This window comes from Pseudomonas sp. RW407 (genome assembly GCF_003176655.1).
In the GTDB taxonomy this organism is placed as follows: Bacteria; Pseudomonadota; Gammaproteobacteria; order Pseudomonadales; family Pseudomonadaceae; genus Pseudomonas; species Pseudomonas delhiensis.
Window position 1 is genome coordinate 793,021 of sequence record NZ_QGSL01000106.1, and the last position, 17,589, is coordinate 810,609.

Here is a 17,589-nt window from a genome sequence, read left to right on the forward strand (position 1 = left end):
TCAGGCCGCGCGCAGGGGAATGAAGGCGCAGTCGTCGGCCAGCAGCGCGGCGATCATCGCCCCGGTTTCCGCCAGTTGGCGGGCCAGGTCGTCGGTGGAGACGTGCAGCTGCCAGTCCGCCGCGGAACTGGCCGGCGCCTGCGCGCGCACCGCGTCCAGGGCCGCAAGGAAGGCCTTGCGCTGCGGCAGGTAGGCGGTGAAGCCGTCGCCCTTGAGCGCCGAGACGCTGATGCCCAGGCGTTCGCAGATGGCCGCCTTGGCGGCGATCTCCTCGCGGTCGGCCTGGCGCGAACGCTCGATCAGCGCCGCCAGCTCGGTGTCCACCAGGCGGCCGCCGACGATCAGCTCGGGGCCCTCTTCCCAGACCTGCGGAGGGCAGTCCTTGGCCTCCGCGCGCAGGGGGATGTGCGGGTTGATCTCCATGGGGTAGATGCGGCACACCAGCGGCCGCCGCTCGTAGATGCCGCAGCGCATGTCGCTGCCCAGGTGGCGGCAGGCGCCCTGGTTGAAGGCGGCGAAGGTGATCGCCAGGTGCGCCCGGGTGCTGCCGCAGCGCACCGGCAGCGAACGCCGCAGCACGTGCTCGCGCTGCTCATCCGGCAGGCTGGCGCCATCGTCCAGCACCGCCTCCAGCAGGACGATCAGGCTGCCGCCGTCGGCCACCCAGTCGCGGGATTCGTCGAGGGTCAGGGGTACGTGGTGGTCATGGCAGCATTTGCCGCAACCGTTGCAGGAAAAGCGCATGGGATTCGCTCCGTGGCCAGGGGGTGACGGAAAACCGGCGTTTTCCGTGCCATGGCCGATGCGGAGCAGATTGTGTGCCAGGTGTTGCCCGGGGGCGGGGCTCAGCCCGCACGGGCGAACACCAGCGCCTTGAGCGCCGCGTCCGCATCGACGTCGGTGAACTCCGGCGGGTTGTCCAGCCGCTCGACGAAGACCAGTTCCGGCGCCTCGGCCGCCATGCCCTCGATGAGGAAGGCCGGGGTCACGGACGGATCGTTGACGCAGGCCAGCACCCGGCCGCCGGGGGCCAGCAGCTCGGGCAGGCGACGCAGGATGCGCGGGTAGTCCTTGCCGAGGGCGAAGCTGCCCTTCTGGAACGACGGCGGGTCGATGATCACCAGGTCGTAGGGGCCGCTCTTCTTCACCTTGCCCCAGGACTTGAACAGCTCGTGGCCGAGGAACTCCACCCGCGACAGGTCGTGGCCGTTCAGCCGGTGGTTGTCGCGCCCGCGGCTGAGCGCGGCGCGTGCCATGTCCAGGTTGACCACGTGCTCGGCGCCGCCGGCGATGGCCGCCACCGAGAAGCCGCAGGTGTAGGCGAACAGGTTGAGCACCCGCTGCCCGGCGGCCCGGGCCTGCACCCACTGGCGGCCCAGGCGCATGTCGAGGAACAGCCCGTTGTTCTGCTTGCGCCCCAGGTCCAGCAGGTAGCGCAGGCCGTTCTCGCTGACCACGCGTTCCTCCGGCACCTCGCCGAGCAGGGCCTGCATGGCGCTGTCCGGACGGTAGCGGTGCTGCAGCAGCAAGGCCTCGGCGCCGCTGGCGCGCCATTGCGGCGACTCGCCGAGGCTCAGCAGCAGGCGCTCCAGCGCCGCCAGTTCGGCGGCTTCCGGCTCGCGGAACAGCGACACCAGCAGCACGCCCTGCAGCCAGTCGGCGGTCAGGTGCTCCAGCCCCGGCCAGCGCCGGCCGCGGCCGTGGAACAGGCGGCGGACCTCGGCGGGCGGCGCTTCCAGCGCGGCCAGCAGGTGTTGCAGGAGGACATCGAGGGCTTGGGCGTTCATGGCGACGGGGCGGAAGCGGCGAAAGGGGGCGCCATTCTGGACAGGATCGGTGCAAAAGAGAATCGCCGGGCGGCTCTTCGCAGGATGGGTTGAGCCTCGGCGAAACCCATGCGGCCATGGCGATGGGTATCGCTTCGCTCAACCCATCCTGCGACGGTGCTTGGTCCGGACCTGTAGAATGAACGCCTGAAAGATTCTTCCCAGGGGTTCCCGGTGGCAGCACAACACGGCTTCGTCCTCACCCGGCATTGGCGCGACACGCCCGCCGGCACCGAGGTGGAGTTCTGGCTGGCCACCGACGCCGGCCCGCGCCGGGTGCGCCTGCCGCTGCAGACCTCGGTGGCCTTCCTGCCCGCCGCCCAGCACGAGGCGGCGCAGCGCCTGTTGCAGGGCGAGGCCGGCGTGGAGCTGCGCCCGCTGCAGCTGCGCGATTTCGAGCAGCGCCCGGTGCTTGGCCTGTACAGCCGCCAGCACCGCCAGCTGATGGACCTGGACAAGCGCCTGCGCGGCGCCGGCATCGAGCTGCTGGAAGCCGACATCCGCCCGCCGGAGCGCTACCTGATGGAGCGCTTCATCACCGCGCCGGTGACCTTCGACGGCGAACCCGACGCCGACGGCGTGCTGTGCGAGGCCGTGCTCAAGCCGGCGCCGGACTACCGGCCGCAGCTGAAACTGGTGTCCCTGGACATCGAGACCGACATCCACGGCAACCTCTACTCCATCGCCCTGGAGGGCTGCGGCCAGCGCCAGGTGTACATGCTCGGCCCGGCCAACGGCGACGCCAGCTGGCTGGACTTCGACCTGGCCTACCGCGACAGCCGCGGCGAACTGCTGGAAAGCCTCAACCAGTGGCTAGCCGAGCACGACCCCGACGCCATCATCGGCTGGAACCTGGTGCAGTTCGACCTGCGCGTGCTGCGCGACCACGCCCAGCGCCTGAAGATCCCCCTGCGCCTGGGCCGCGGCGGTGACGAGATGGGCTGGCGCCAGCACGGCAGCGGCAGCAACCACTACTTCGCCGCGGCGGCCGGGCGGCTGATCATCGACGGCATCGAGGCGCTGCGCTCGGCGACCTGGAGCTTCCCCTCCTTCAGCCTGGAAAGCGTGGCTCAGACGCTGCTCGGCGAAGGCAAGGCGATCGACAACCCCTACGACCGCATGGCCGAGATCGACCGCAAGTTCGCCGAGGACAAGCCGGCCCTGGCCCACTACAACCTCAAGGACTGCGAGCTGGTCACGCGCATCTTCGCCAGGACCGAGCTGCTGCACTTCCTGCTCGAACGCGCCAGCGTCACCGGCCTGCCCGCCGACCGCAGCGGCGGCTCGGTGGCGGCCTTCACCCACCTGTACCTGCCGCCCATGCACCGCCTGGGCTTCGTCGCCCCCAACCTGGGCGGCAAGCCGCCGGAGGCCAGCCCCGGCGGCTTCGTCATGGACTCGCGGCCGGGCCTGTATGAATCGGTGCTGGTGCTGGACTACAAGAGCCTGTACCCGTCGATCATCCGCAGCTTCCTGATCGACCCGGTGGGCCTGGTGGAAGGCCTGGGCCAGCCGGACGACGAGCACTCGGTGGAAGGCTTCCGCGGCGCCCGCTTCTCGCGCACCCGGCACTGCCTGCCGGCCATCGTCGAGCGCGTGTGGCAGGGCCGCGAGGCGGCCAAGCGCGAGGGCAACAAGCCCCTGTCCCAGGCGCTGAAGATCATCATGAACGCCTTCTACGGCGTGCTCGGCTCCAGCGGCTGCCGCTTCTTCGATCCGCGCCTGGCCTCCTCCATCACCCTGCGCGGGCACCAGATCATGCGCCGCACCCGCGAGCTGATCGAGGCCGAGGGCCAGCAGGTGATCTACGGCGACACCGACTCCACCTTCGTCTGGCTCGGCGGCGCCCACGCCGAGGCGGACGCCGAGCGCATCGGCCGCGCCCTGGTGCAGCACGTCAACCAGTGGTGGAAACGACACCTGCGCGAGGAATTCGGCCTGGAAAGCGCCCTGGAGCTGCAGTACGAAACCCACTACCAGCGCTTCCTGATGCCCACCGTGCGCGGCGCCGAGGAAGGCAGCAAGAAACGCTACGCAGGCCTTGTGCGCCGCGCCGACGGCAGCGAGGAGATGGTCTTCAAGGGCCTGGAGACGGTGCGCACCGACTGGTCGCCGCTGGCCCAGCGCTTCCAGCAGGAACTTTACGAACGCATCTTCCGCCGCCAGCCCTACCAGGACTACGTGCGCGACTACGTGCGCCGCACCCTGGCCGGCGAGCTGGACGACCTGCTGGTCTACCGCAAGCGCCTGCGCCGACGCCTGGACGACTACGAACGCAACGTCCCGCCCCACGTCCGCGCGGCCCGCGCCGCCGACGACTACAACCAGAGCCAGGGGCGCCCACGGCAGTACCAGCACGGCGGCTGGATCAGCTACCTGATCACCGTGGCCGGCCCCGAGCCCCTGGAAAACCGCAGCGCCCCCATCGACTACGAGCACTACCTGACACGCCAGCTGCAACCGGTGGCCGACGCCATCCTGCCCTTCGTCGGGGATGACTTCGGGCGGCTGATCGATCGGCAGATGGAGTTGTTCTGAACACGCCCGCCGGCGATGGCCCCGGCCGGACGTAGGGCGCATAACGCCTACGGCGTCATCCGCCGAATCGCGGACAGAGTCCGCTCCTACGGTTCAGAGAAGCACGGGCGTAGGAGCGGACTCCGTCCGCGATTGGATTTACCGGCCACGCCGGACGCCCCGGTGGCACGGCCGGGTGAGCGCGCCCTGCGCGCGATTCGCGGACGGAGTCCGCTCCTACAGGTTGACGCCAAACTTCCCGAGCACGCCGGACAGCCCCCTTTCCCTTCAGGGCGGGGGGCGCAGCCGAGGGTTGGGGAGAGGGGCGGAGTCAGCCTGAAACACAACTGCCGCCGGAAAGCACCGTTCGCGAGCAAGCTCGCTCCTACGAAGAGCCGGAAGCCGGCGGCGCCATGCTCAATCGGCATGGATGTCGTTGTGCCGCGTCTCGCGCAGGAACAGCAGCGAGCCTCCGGTAACCAACATCGAATACCAGAAGCCGTAGAAGATGACTTCGCACGGCTGTTCGGTTGGCAGATGGAGTTGTCCTAAAGTCACTGAAAAAAAGCCCCTCGACTCACATCGAAGGGCCTTTCTCAACACAGAGCGATCAGTTACCGGCAGCAAGCACCAGTTCTAGCCCGTGGCGCTGCTCGAACACCGCGCCGGATCCTGCTGGGCTCGGTACGCCGAAGGCAGCCATGTTATCTATCAGGTGTTGTGTCTTGCCCTCCAGCGAAGCAGTGGCATCACTCATCAAGGATAGAGAGACGCCTTGTACCGCAGGCCCCTCTGCCAGCAAGGAGTTGGACCGTTCACCTCCGTTCGTGCTTCTGCCGCCGATCGATTTGCCTTGAAGCAACGATTTGACCTGCTCGACATCCCAGATGGTGCCATCGGCGAAGCGGATTTCTTCCAGGCGGTAATCACTTTTACCGTCGTTGGCAAGGTAATTACTGAGTGTGATCCGATCGTCTGTGCCTTTCAGGCTCAAAATCAGATCGGAGCCCCAGCGACTCAGTTGGATATCATTGGCAGAAATGTCCGAGCCGAATTCGATGGCATCCGTCTTACCGCTATTTCTGTCGTAGTTTTCGATACGGTCCTGGCCCCAGCCCCGTTCGAAACGGTACACATCACTACCGTCTCCACCATGGAGGTAGTCGTTGCCGGCACCGCCCACCAAGGTATCATTGCCAGCGTTGCCGAACAGCGTGTCGTTACCAGTACCACCGCCAATCCAGTCATTGCCGATACCACCATCGAGTCGATCATTGCCTGCGCCACCACTCAGGCAGTCATCGCTAGCGTAGCCGGTGAGGATGTCGTTGCCCTCTCCACCCTGTAGCAACAATGACTTGACCCGCTCGACATCCCAGATGGTGCCGTCGGCAAAACGAATCTCTTCCAGGCAATACTGGTTGTTGCCGTCGTTGGAGAGGTAATTACTGAGGGTGATCCGGTCGTCACTGCCCTTCAGGCTCAGGATCAGCTCATTACCTTGACGGCTTAGTTGGATATCGTCAGCAGTAATGTCTGCACCGAACTCAATGGCATCGACTTTGTCAGCGCTTCTGTCGTAATTGGAAACCGTGTCCTGCCCCCAGCCACGTTCGAAACGGTACACATCGCTGCCGTCCCCACCATGGAGGTAGTCGTTGCCGGCACCACCCACCAAGGTGTCGTTGCCAGCATCGCCGTACAGGCTGTCGTTACCGATACCGCCCTCAAGCCAGTCATTACCGGCACCGGCAGAGAGCCGATCATTACCGGCACCGCCGCTCAGGCGATCATCATTGGCGTAACCGGTCAGGGTGTCGTTACCCTCGCCACCCTGCAATAGCAGGGCCTTGACTCGGTCGACATTCCACACGACACCGTCGGCAAAACGAATCTCCTCCAGCCGGAAATCACTGTTGCCGTCGTTGTAAAGGTAATTACTGATCGTGATCCGATCGTCACTGCCTTTCAGGCTCAGGATCAGGTCGAAGCCCCAGCGACTCAGTTGGATATCATCGGCAGAAATGTCCGAGCCAAACTCGATGGCATCAACTTTGTCGGCGCTTCTGTCGTAGTTATAGATACGATCCTGGCCCCAGCCTCGCTCGAAGCGGTACACATCGCTGCCGTCACCGCCCTCGAGGTAATCGTTGCCGGCTCCGCCGATCAGGGTATCGTCGCCAGCCCTTCCATAGAGGGTGTCATTACCGACACCACCCTCCAACCAGTCGTTACCGGCCTCGCCATAAAGCCAATCATTGCCTGCGCCGCCACTCAGGCGATCATCACTAGCGTAACCGGTCAGGGTGTCGTTACCCTCGCCACCCTGCAGTAGCAGGGCCTTGACTCGGTCGACATCCCACACGGCACCGTCGGCAAAACGAATCTCCTCCAGCCGGAAATCACTGTTGCCGTCGTTGTAAAGGTAATTACTGATCGTGATCCGATCGTCACTGCCTTTCAGGCTCAGAACCAAGTCGTTGCCGTTGCGACTCAGTTGGATATCATTGGCAGAAATGTCCGAGCCGAATTCGATGGCATCCGTCTTACCGGTATTTCGGTCGTAGTTTTCGATACGGTCCTGGCCCCAGCCCCGTTCGAAACGGTACACATCACTACCGTCTCCACCATGGAGGTAGTCATTACCAACACCACCCACCAAGGTGTCGTTGCCAGCATCGCCGTATAGGGTGTCGTTACCGATACCGCCCTCGAGCCAGTCATTGCCAGCCCCGGCAGAGAGCCGATCATTACCGGCGCCGCCGCTCAGGTGATCATCAGTGGCATAGCCGGTAAGGGTGTCATTGCCCTCGCCTCCTTGCAGCAGCATCGCCCTGATCCGTTTGACGTCCCAGATCGTGCCATCGGCGAAGCGGATTTCTTCCAGACGATATGAGTTGTTGCCGTCGTTGGTGAGGTAATTGGTGAGGGTGATCCGATCATCGCTGCCTTTCAGGCTCAAAATCAGGTCGGAGCCCCAGCGCCCCATCAGGATGTCGTCAGTCGAGATGTCATTGCCAAATTCGATAGCATCAACTTTGTCGGCGCTTCTATCGTAGTTGTCGATCCGATCCTGACCCCAGCCCCGTTCGAAACGATACACATCACTACCGTCTCCACCATGGAGGTAGTCATTGCCAGCACCACCCATCAAGGTGTCGTTGCCGGCATCGCCATACAGGGTGTCGTTACCGATACCGCCGTCAAGCCAATCATTGCCGGCCCCGGCAGTGAGCCGGTCATTACCCGCACCACCGCTCAGGTGATCATCGCTGGCGTAGCCAGTGAGGGTGTCATTACCCTCGTCCCCTTGCAGCAACATCGCCTTGACCCGCTCGACGTCCCAGATGGTGCCGTCGGCGAAGCGGATTTCTTCCAGGCGATACAAGTTGTTGCCGTCATTGAAGAGGTAACTGCTGAGAGTGATCTGATCGTCAGTGCCTTTCAGGCTCAGTATCAAGTTGGAGCCCCAGCGACTCAGTTGGATATCATCGGCAGAAATGTCCGAGCCAAACTCGATGGCATCCGTCTTGCCGGTACTTCGGTCGTAGTTTTCGATATGGTCCTGGCCCCAGCCACGCTCGAAACGATAGACGTCACTGCCTTCACCACCAATCAAGTAGTCGCTGCCAGCGCCACCGATCAGCGTGTCGTTTCCGACACCACCATACAGTCTGTCGTTACCGATACCGCCTTCAAGCCAGTCATGCCCGGCCTCGCCATAAAGCCAATCATTACCTGCGCCGCCGCTCAGGCGATCATCACTGGCGTAACCGATAAGGGCATCGTTACCCTCTCCCCCCTGCAGTAACAGGGCCTTGACCTGCTCGACGTCCCAGACGGAGCCATCGGCAAAACGAATCTCCTCCAAGCGATAACTGCTACCACCATCGTTGGAGAGGTAGTTACTGAGTGTGATCCGATCGTCTGTGCCTTTCAGGCTCAGGAGCAAGTCGTTGCCGTTGCGCCACAGTTGGATATCGTCGGTAAAAATGTCCGAGCCAAACTCGATGGCATCCGTCTTGCCGGTACTTCGGTCGTAGTTGTCGATACGGTCCTGGCCCCAACCCCGTTCGAAACGGTATACATCACTACCGTCTCCACCATGGAGGTAGTCGTTACCGACACCACCCACCAAGGTATCGTTTCCGACGCCACCATAAAGACTGTCGTTACCCGCACCACCGCTCAGGCGGTCATCACTGGCGTAGCCGGTCAGAGAGTCGTTACCCTCGCCCCCCTGTAGTAGCAGGGTCTTGACCTGTTCGATGTCCCAAATGGTGCCGTCGGCGAAGCGGATTTCTTCCAGGCGATACAAGTTGTTGCCGTCGTTGGCGAGGTAATTGGTGAGGGTGATCCGATCATCGCTGCCCTTCAGGCTCAGGATCAGGTCGGTACCCCAGCGGCCGACGAGAATGTCGCCAGTCGTGATGTCACTGCCGAACTCGATGGCATCGACTTTGTCGGTGCCTCTGTCGTAGTTATCGATGCGGTCCTGGCCCCAACCGCGCTCGAAACGGTACACATCATTACCGTCCCCACCATGGAGGTAGTCGTTGCCAGCACCACCCACCAAAGTGTCGTTGCCGGCATCGCCATACAGACTGTCATTTCCAATACCACCCTCGAGCCAGTCATTACCAGCCCCGGCAGAAAGCCAGTCATTACCAGCGCCACCGCTCAGGTGATCATCACTGGCGTAGCCGGTGAGGGTGTCATTGCCCTCCCCCCCTTGCAGCAACATCGCCTTGATCCGCTCGACGTCCCAGATGGTGCCATCGGCGAAACGGATTTCTTCCAGACGATACGAGTTGTTGCCGTCGTTGGTGAGGTAATTGGTGAGGGTGATCCGATCATCGCTGCCCTTCAGGCTCAGGATCAGGTCGGTACCCCAGCGGCCGACGAGAATGTCATCAGTCGTGATGTCACTGCCGAACTCGATGGCATCAACTTTGCCGGCGCCTCTGTCGTAGTTGTCGATACGGTCCTGGCCCCAGCCCCGTTCGAAACGGTATACATCGCTGCCGTCCCCACCATGGAGGTAGTCATTACCAACACCACCCACCAAGGTGTCGTTGCCAGCATCGCCGTACAGGGTGTCGTTACCGATACCGCCCTCGAGCCAGTCATTGCCGGCCCCGGCAGTGACCCGGTCATTACCCGCACCACCGCTCAGGCGATCATCGCTAGCGTAGCCAGTGAGGGTGTCATTACCCTCGCCTCCTTGCAGCAGCATCGCCTTGATCCGCTCGACATCCCAGATGGTGCCGTCGGCGAAGCGGATTTCTTCCAGGCGATAAAAGTTGTTGCCATCGTTGGAGAGGTAACTGCTGAGAGTGATCCGATCATCGTTGCCCTTCAGGCTCAGGATCAGCTCGGTACCCCAGCGGCCGACGAGAATATCGTCAGTCGTGATGTCACTGCCGAACTCGATGGCATCAACTTTGTCGGTGCTTCTGTCGTAATTGAAAACCGTGTCCTGCCCCCAGCCACGCTCAAAGTAATAAACATCACTACCGCTACCGCCTTCAAGGTGGTCATTACCTGCACCACCAATCAGCGTGTCATTGCCACTTCCGCCGCTCAGTCTCTCATTATCAGCCACACCCAACAGCAGGTCGTCGGTATCGGTCCCACTCAGGCGCCCATTATTAGCGCCTCCCACAACCAGACTCGCGCCTAGAGACGCAAGCACGACACCCAAGGTCCCCCCAAGCGATCTCCCAGCCCTCCGTATCTCCTCAAGTGCCTGGACGCCAGCATCCGTTTTCAACGCTTTGATATTATTGGCAAACTCGCCAATGAATCCCGCTCCACTCTCTCCTCTTGTCTGATACTCGGTTATCAGTTCATCGATCAGAAGCGAAACATCCAACTTGAACTGTCCGCTAGCCTCATCGAAGGACAAACTCACACGATCATAAAGATGTTTGAAACTCGATTGAGCCAGTAACTGTGTAGCGACATAATCCTTGAGCTTCGAGTACGCTTGCACCAGTAGACCAGCAGCATTAGGGCCCAGCCCACCAGCCTGCCACTTGTTCACATACTTCTCGCCAAGAAAGCGCTCCAACGCTGCTATTTTTCGAGCATCTCCCAGCTTATTATTGGTAGCACCACGATCATTAGGATCTATATCCTGAACACCTGTCCAGGCATAAATCAAAGAATCAAGAATCTCCGATTTTTTGGAAAAATTCTTTTCCTCAATATACTCCCCCAGCAACTCCTTTATTATTCCAGTAGAGTCCTTGGCAATGGACTGATTCAAATCAGAAACATTCCCGAACCCGGCCACATTGGGCAAGGATAAAAAGTCCGAACCAAGATCCACCTTGTTCCTATCTTGCGTATTTGCACTATCGAAAGTGAACCAAACATCATCCATGGCTTGGGTGTCACCATTCAGATCGACATAGCCACCCTGCTGAAGAATCTTGTTGCCATGCTCATCTACCTTGTTCTGGTTGGAGAACCCGGTCGACAGTTTGCCAACGCCCGCATCCTCCAGCGTCAATAATTCTCCTTCATCCACCTTTCCATTACTGTTGCTATCCTTCCAGACTCTCAGTTGAGAAAAGGCTTCGTCACTGGCGTCGATCCAGCCATCTCCATTGCTGTCTAGGTCCGCGAGGGCCAGGAAACCATTGGTTGCCTTTCCGCCATCGGCGAGATCCGTGTTATTGCCGAACAGTTCACTCCCGTCGTCGATCTCGCCATTGCCATTTCGATCGAGCACCAGCAGGCCATCATCCTTGCCAACCCAGCCGCTCAGTTCGGCAAAGCCGTTGCCATCATGGTCGAAATGAATGCCAGCATCCTTACCAAGGGTCTCAACACCATCCCCATCGAGGTCAAGGATCAAGGGGGAGGCATTCTGCTCAGAGTCTTTAAAATCCTTCTGCAACTCTGTAATCAGAATGGGAAGGCAGGACTTTCCTCCATCTATATATCCCCTCTGAATATCCTCCCAAGTCCAAAGAGGTCGGGAGGAGACCATTTTGTCCCAATCATTTGGTGAAACCTCATTGCTATACTTCTTCTGTAGCCCCGCAATGGCGTCAAACAAATCCGAAACCGCCTGTGCCACTTGGCGATCATCACCATCAAGAGAAAGAGCATAAATTCCTAACCCGATAGCAGCAGCAACAAATAAAGCAGCGGCTGCAGGTCCCGAGGCTACAAGTGCTGCAGCACTAGCCAAAGACCCCAAGGCGGAAACCAGGGACCGATCGGAAGCCACCCCATCACGCTTTACATCATTATAAACAGACAAAGCACTTGATAATGCCGACGCCGCAACAGCCGACTTCGCTAAAGGAGAAAACGATAACGCGGCCGAGGCTGCTGACGCACCAGCCGAAACGGCTGAAATTTTATCAAGCTCTCCAGACTTCTTATAATCCTTAATCACGAGATGAACATCTTTTGCTGAGTTAGCCGAACCACCAGCCCCTGAAAACTGATTAGCCAAATGCTTAGCAAGCCCTCCCGCCAAGCTCGACACAGACGAAATATTAGACATCTAACTTCCTCCCAAACCCAACTCTATAGAATACATAAGCAAGCGCAGCTAGACCGATAAAAAGAATGGAGAAAAACCTTCCAAAACCGGTATATCCGGCACGCAATCTACACTCCATCACACTATTACATTTAGGCCTACACACCTCCTTGCCTGAATGAAAGCAACTGACAATCCGTCCACGGTCCAAGCGAAAATGCATTTCCTTCCCCCTATATAAATCAAAATCAAATCCAGACAAATCTACATATGCTTTTGATGCAAAGTAACTTCTATAACCTCCATTCTTAGCTACAACAAAAATTTTTCCAGCCACACCACCACGATCAACATAATAGAGAACCCCCACCTCTTCCCTGAACTCTCCAGAAATATCTATAGACTGGAAGACCTCATGAATTTCGAACAAGAAAAACACAAAAGAGAAAACCAAGAAAACTCTAGCCCCCACAAGAAATTCATTTCCCTGAAAGAACTTTATAACCTCAAGACCAACCCTAGATAACATAGCCATCCCACACCCCCTGAAGGCAGCTCAGAAAAATATAAAAATCACTATTTCTTAACCCCTCATAGCAGCACCGAGCCCCACATGCATAAAAAATGACGCTCCTTGAACAGTCCTTCTCACAAATTATCCCCAGAATAAATACCAGTTAAAAAATTAAAGGATATCTAGAAATAACCCCCCATAATTCTCACACTACCTTTCCAAACTGAAAACTAAAAAACCTTCACTTTCAAAACTTCTTAGCCATTCCTATTCAGTCCAAACCATTTCTGTCAGACGCAAGCCTGTATTAGTATTAATGCTTTCTTCTTTCGTATAAAACATGAGTCCCCAAAAGCATCATCGAGAACAAAAAAGCAAAAGCCGATGGAACCCATCCATCACCATATAACTTCAAAAGTCGCTCTCGACACTCATTTACATATAGACATTTAGGCTTGCACAAAAACTCTCCATTGCGACTACAGCTAACTATTCGATCCTCATCAAGAACAAAATCAAACTCCTCTCCTTTATATGGACCAGACCTTAAAGACAGCGCATCAACATATACCGAATAAGCATACAATTTCTTATAACCCCCATCGTCATCTTTCAAAATCAGCAATTTATCCAAACTTCCCCTACCAGGCTCTACATAAATCAATCTACCGACTTCTTTTCGAAAACTCGTCGAGGAATTGAATTTTTTATCCTCTTCAAAAAGCCAAATCCAAAAAAACAAAAAAGAAAGAAGCAACAACACACATCCAGCAACAAGAAAAGAATTAAGGCCAAAACGCCTTAAATACCCCCAAAAAGCTCTAATCCACATATATCCCCCAAAAACCCAAGAAAAAACCCTGAAGCAAAAAATCTCTTACCCAAGCCACATAAGCCCAATAAAATCATCTCACTACACATGTCTCATGTAGGCTCCGATAATTTTCTATGCTGAAATCTTTGAAAAGGTCAACGACGACTGCGCACTATTCTTTTGACGCAAACCTAATTAACACTCTGCCGACCAAGCCTGCAGCAGAGAAAAATTTAAGCACCACTGCACTCTCTACTTCTTATTTTAAAAATTAAAAACGAAGAAACTGTAAAAATCGTCAAAACAGACAGCATCCAGACCGTTCCCAAAGCTGAAGCCTTCCTATTTTGACAGTCAGTCAAACCAGAGCACTTCGAACCACAAACCTCTCGCCCCTTATACGTACAGGAATACAATGTCCTACCAATGGAATTAAAAACCAACTCCCTCCCTTTGTAGTTCTTCAGCCCAACAGCACTTACATATCTAGGATCCGCATATAATTTTCGATATCCATCACTCCTAAAAACCACGGTACTACCCACCGTAGACCCTGGGCTGACATAATACAAAACACCAGAAAAGCTATTCACCTCCCCTTCAATTTTTCTATCGGTCAAAGTATCAACAAAGTAGAAAACAGAAAAAAACACCAACAAAACAATCCCAACCCTACTTCCGACAAGAAACTCATCACCGCGAAATAAATCCCTCACTTGACGAAAAAACCCAATTAGCACATTCATCGCTCTTGACCCTCCGCCATATAAAACTTTTTTAAAAACTCCAACGCCCGTCTATAAATCAGCCTCATAATTTTTTATTACCTCTCCCCCAAACTCTCACTCACATACTGTTTAAGCGGACTCAGGAAATACTCGATAACCTTTCTCTTATCCGTCTTCACCTCCGCACTCACCGCCATCCCCGGTGTCAATGGAATGTTCCGGCTTCCCACTCGGATATGGTTCTGCTTCAAGCGAATTCGCATGCTGTAAAACAAGCCGCGCTTTTCATCTTCGATGGCATCGTCGGAGATGCTGATGACTTCGCCCGGCACCACGCCGTACTTGGTGAAGGTGAAGGTCTCGACCTTGATTTCCACTTCCTGCCCCGGCCAGACGAAACCGATGTCCTTGTTTTCCAACATGGCTTCCACTTCCACCGGCTGGTCCCTGGGGACGATGGCCATCAGCGGCTGGGCCGCAGTGACCACCCCGCCGCGGGTGTGGATGGCCAGTTGCTGGACGGTGCCATCCACGGGGGCGGTCAGGCGGGTCAGTTGGTCGCGTTGCTCTGCCTTGCGCAGTTCCTGGGCGAGGGCGGCGGCCTTCTGTTCGGATTGCTGTTGCAGGTCGAGCATGGCCCGACGGGTCTGTGCGATCACGCCTTCTCGGCGTTGCTCGGCTTCGCGCAGGGAGGCGCGCAGTTCCAGCAGTCGGGCCTGCTGTACCGACAGTTCGCGGGTCTGTTCGAGACGGGCTTGTTCCTTTTCCAGCCAGGCGTGCTTGGCGACGAAGCGGCGCTCCATCAGGCGCTTGTAGTCCGCCGCCAGTTGTTCGGCGATGGGTAGGGTGATGTGCAAGGAATTGACAGTGGCTTGGGCCGCCTGGATTTCTGCGCGGCGTTGCTCGATCGATGCCTGGGTCTGCTCGATGTTGCTGCGCAATTCCAGGTATTGCCCCAGTAGCCAGCGCTGGGCGCTTTGCAGCTGTTCTTCGCTGGCCTGTGGCAGGCGCTCCTTCAGGGAAGCGGGTTCGACGCCATCACGGATAGCGTCGAGCATGGCGCCGGCACGGGCGCTGTCCACCTTGGCGGCGAGCAGGTCGGCCTTCAAACGCTCCACGTCGGCCTCGGTCTGGCTCGGGTCCAGTTCCAACAGCAGGTCGCCCGCCTTCACCTGCTGCCCGTCGTGGACGTGTATGGCCTTGACCACCGCCACTTCGCTGGGCTGGATGACCTTGGTCTTGCCGCTGGGGACGATCTTGCCGCGGGCGGTGGCGACCACGTCTATTTCGCCGAGGCAGGCCCAAAGAACGGCGAGGGCGGCGAAGGCCATGATCGACCACTTGATATAACGCACCAACGGGCTGACCGGCTGCTCCTGCAAGGCCAGGGCCGCGGGGAGGAACTGCACCTCATGGGGCAGCCGCTGCGGCGGATCCATCGACTGGCGGTTGCGCCAGGCCCGGCGCCAGGCGCTGCGGTAGCGTCGCAGCAGATCGCGGCGGGCGCTCATGGCACACCACCCTGCTGCAGGCGGAACAGGCGCGAATAGTGCCCGGCCTGGTGGGCGAGCAGTTCGGCATGGCTGCCCTGTTCGACGATCTGGCCACGGTCCATCACCACGATCCGGTTGGCCTCGCGCACCGCACTCAGGCGGTGCGCGATGATGATCACAGTGCGTCCCTTGCAGATGGCCCTCATGTTCTGCTGGACCACGCGCTCGGACTCGTAGTCCAGGGCGCTGGTGGCCTCGTCGAAGATCAGGATGCGCGGTTTGCCGATCAGTGCGCGAGCGATGGCGATGCGCTGCCGCTGGCCACCGGACAGCGACGAACCATGCTCGCCAACCAGCGTGTCGTAACCTTCGGGCAATTCGAGGATGAATTCATGGGCCCCGGCCAGGCGAGCCGCCTGGATCACGGCCTCCATCGGCGCACCAGGGTCGGTCAGCGCGATGTTCTCGCGAATGCTGCGGTTGAACAGCAGGTTGTCCTGCAGCACCACGCCGATCTGCCGACGCAGCGAGGAAACGTCCACCAGGGCCAGGTCCATGCCGTCGACCAGCACCCGCCCGCGTTCCGGCACATATAGCCGTTGCAGCAGGCGTGTCAGGGTACTCTTGCCAGAACCGGAACGACCGACGATGCCGACCACCTCTCCCGCGGCGACGCTCAGGTTGATGCCGCGGAGCACTTCCGAACCGTCCGGGCGATAGCGGAAGTGCACCTGGTCGAACTCCAGGCGTCCTTTCAGCGCGGGCAGGCTGCTGCGCGAGGCTTGCGACAGCTCCGTCCGGGTGTTGAGGATGTCCCCCAGGCGCTGGACCGATACGCCGGTCTGCTGGAAGTTCGTCCACAACTGAGCCAGGCGCATGATCGGCTGCGATACCCGGCCGGCGAGCATGTTGAAGGCGATCAACTGGCCTACCGTGAGCTGCCCTTCGATGACCAGGCGCGCCCCCAGCCAGAGCGTGGCGACCGTGACCAGCTTGCCGATGAGCGAAACGCCCTCGTTGGCCAGCATGGACAGGTTCTGCGTCTTGAAACCGGCGGCCACGTAGGCCGCCAACTGGTTGTCCCACTTGCGGGTGGTCTGCGGTTCGACGGCCATCGACTTGAGGGTATCGATGCCGTTGATGGTTTCCACCAGGAAGGCCTGGTTCTCGGCCCCGCGGTTGAAGCTTTCCTGCACCCGGGCGCGCAGCAGTGGCGTAACGAACAGCGACAGCAGGAAATACAAGGGCAGCGACAGCACCACCACCAGGGTCAGCCAGCCGCTGTAGAAGAACATCACGGCGATGAACACCACCGAGAAGAGCACGTCGAGCAGCAGGGTGATGGCATTGCCGGTGAGGAAGCTGCGGATGTTCTCCAGTTCCCGCACCCGTGCCACGGAGTCACCGACGCGGCGAGCCTGGAAGTAGGCCAGCGGCAGGGTGACCAGGTGGCGGAACAGACGGGCACCGAGTTCCACGTCGATGCGGCTTGCGGTATGCGCGAAGACATAGCTGCGCAGGCCACTGAGCAGGCTCTCGAAGAGCATGATGCCAAGCAGGCCCACGGCCAGTACGTCCAGTGTCGACAACCCCCGGTGCACCAGCACCTTGTCCATCACGACCTGGAAGAACAGGGGCGTCAGCAAGGCGAATATCTGCAGCACGAAAGACGCGACCAGCACCTCGCCCAGCGGCTTTCGATACTTGACGATGGCGGGGATGAACCAGGTGAAGTCGAAGCGCGACAGGCCGGCCGCCTCCGATGCCTGGGAGCGGACCAGGATCAGCTCTCCGCTCCAGCGCTCGGCCAGCGCCTCCAGGGCGAGCACCTCGGGGCCCGCAGCCTTCGGAGCCTGGACCAGTACCTTGTCCTGGTCGCTCCTGGCGATGAGGAAGAAATCGCCGTCGTGGGAACGAGCGATAGCGGGGAACGGCGTGCGTGCCAGGCGCTCGACGGAGCTGCGTACCGAGCGCGCCTTCAGGCCCAATCGACGCGCGGCCAGGAGGATTTCCGCAATGCCGAAGGCCGCGCCCGGCGGCCGGAGTTCGTGGGCCAGTTGCTGGGGAGAAACCGCCACCTGGTGAAAGCGCGCCAACATCACCAGGCAGGCCAGCCCACTGTCCAGTTCCATGGTTTCCCCGGTTGCTGCGTCGGTGTTTTCCTGGGACATCGAATTTCCTTGTGCTTGCGCG

General features: G+C 59.1%; 9 protein-coding genes. 1 reads left to right on the forward strand and 8 read right to left on the reverse strand.

The genetic code is table 11. The features are described from left to right. Both DK254_RS20425 and DK254_RS20430 read right to left on the reverse strand, forming a co-directional pair. The gene (locus DK254_RS20425; RefSeq protein ID WP_109935231.1) at positions 1 to 744 is read right to left on the reverse strand and encodes a YkgJ family cysteine cluster protein; all 744 of its coding nucleotides are present in this window, start codon (positions 742 to 744) and stop codon (positions 1 to 3) included. 101 nt (positions 745 to 845) lie between these two features. After that, complete coding sequence (locus DK254_RS20430) at positions 846 to 1,787, reverse strand: class I SAM-dependent methyltransferase (protein WP_109935232.1); 942 nt, start codon at positions 1,785 to 1,787, stop codon at positions 846 to 848. 213 nt (positions 1,788 to 2,000) lie between these two features. On the opposite strand from DK254_RS20430, the gene DK254_RS20435 reads away from it, so the two are divergent. Further along, entirely contained in the window at positions 2,001 to 4,364 is a 2,364-nt protein-coding gene (locus tag DK254_RS20435) for a DNA polymerase II (protein WP_109935233.1), read from the forward strand. A 589-nt stretch (positions 4,365 to 4,953) separates the two neighbouring features. Here DK254_RS20435 and DK254_RS20440 read toward each other — a convergent pair. From DK254_RS20440 to DK254_RS20450, 6 genes are all read right to left on the reverse strand, one after another. Then, positions 4,954 to 11,868, reverse strand: a complete 6,915-nt coding sequence (locus tag DK254_RS20440) for a calcium-binding protein (protein WP_109935234.1) — start codon at positions 11,866 to 11,868, stop codon at positions 4,954 to 4,956. Next, on the reverse strand, positions 11,861 to 12,382 hold the full coding sequence (locus DK254_RS33850; protein ID WP_146219621.1) for a hypothetical protein: 522 nt from the start codon (positions 12,380 to 12,382) through the stop codon (positions 11,861 to 11,863). Before DK254_RS33850 ends, DK254_RS20440 begins: the two co-directional genes overlap by 8 nt. Positions 12,383 to 12,674: 292 nt before the next feature. After that, positions 12,675 to 13,193: a hypothetical protein gene (locus DK254_RS33855; RefSeq protein ID WP_146219622.1), complete on the reverse strand. Its 519-nt coding sequence runs from the start codon at positions 13,191 to 13,193 to the stop codon at positions 12,675 to 12,677. A gap of 215 nt (positions 13,194 to 13,408) precedes the next feature. Beyond that, positions 13,409 to 13,921 (reverse strand): hypothetical protein, encoded by a 513-nt coding sequence (locus tag DK254_RS33860; protein WP_146219623.1) that lies wholly within the window; start codon positions 13,919 to 13,921, stop codon positions 13,409 to 13,411. 77 nt (positions 13,922 to 13,998) lie between these two features. Continuing rightward, positions 13,999 to 15,414, reverse strand: a complete 1,416-nt coding sequence (locus tag DK254_RS20445; protein ID WP_109935235.1) for an HlyD family type I secretion periplasmic adaptor subunit — start codon at positions 15,412 to 15,414, stop codon at positions 13,999 to 14,001. Next, a complete protein-coding gene (locus DK254_RS20450) occupies positions 15,411 to 17,567 on the reverse strand; it encodes a type I secretion system permease/ATPase (protein WP_109935236.1) in 2,157 nt (718 codons plus the stop codon). Before DK254_RS20450 ends, DK254_RS20445 begins: the two co-directional genes overlap by 4 nt. Positions 17,568 to 17,589: the final 22 nt, after the last annotated feature.

Excerpts from the sequence above, each read along its gene's own strand:
- DK254_RS20425 (WP_109935231.1), bottom strand. The coding sequence starts at position 744 with ATGCGCTTTTCCTGCAACGGTTGCGGCAAATGCTGCCATGACCACCAC.
- DK254_RS20430 (WP_109935232.1), bottom strand. The coding sequence starts at position 1,787 with ATGAACGCCCAAGCCCTCGATGTCCTCCTGCAACACCTGCTGGCCGCG.
- DK254_RS20440 (WP_109935234.1), bottom strand. The coding sequence starts at position 11,868 with ATGTCTAATATTTCGTCTGTGTCGAGCTTGGCGGGAGGGCTTGCTAAG.
- DK254_RS33850 (WP_146219621.1), bottom strand. The coding sequence starts at position 12,382 with ATGGCTATGTTATCTAGGGTTGGTCTTGAGGTTATAAAGTTCTTTCAG.
- DK254_RS33855 (WP_146219622.1), bottom strand. The coding sequence starts at position 13,193 with ATGTGGATTAGAGCTTTTTGGGGGTATTTAAGGCGTTTTGGCCTTAAT.
- DK254_RS33860 (WP_146219623.1), bottom strand. The coding sequence starts at position 13,921 with ATGAATGTGCTAATTGGGTTTTTTCGTCAAGTGAGGGATTTATTTCGC.
- DK254_RS20445 (WP_109935235.1), bottom strand. The coding sequence starts at position 15,414 with ATGAGCGCCCGCCGCGATCTGCTGCGACGCTACCGCAGCGCCTGGCGC.
- DK254_RS20450 (WP_109935236.1), bottom strand. The coding sequence starts at position 17,567 with ATGTCCCAGGAAAACACCGACGCAGCAACCGGGGAAACCATGGAACTG.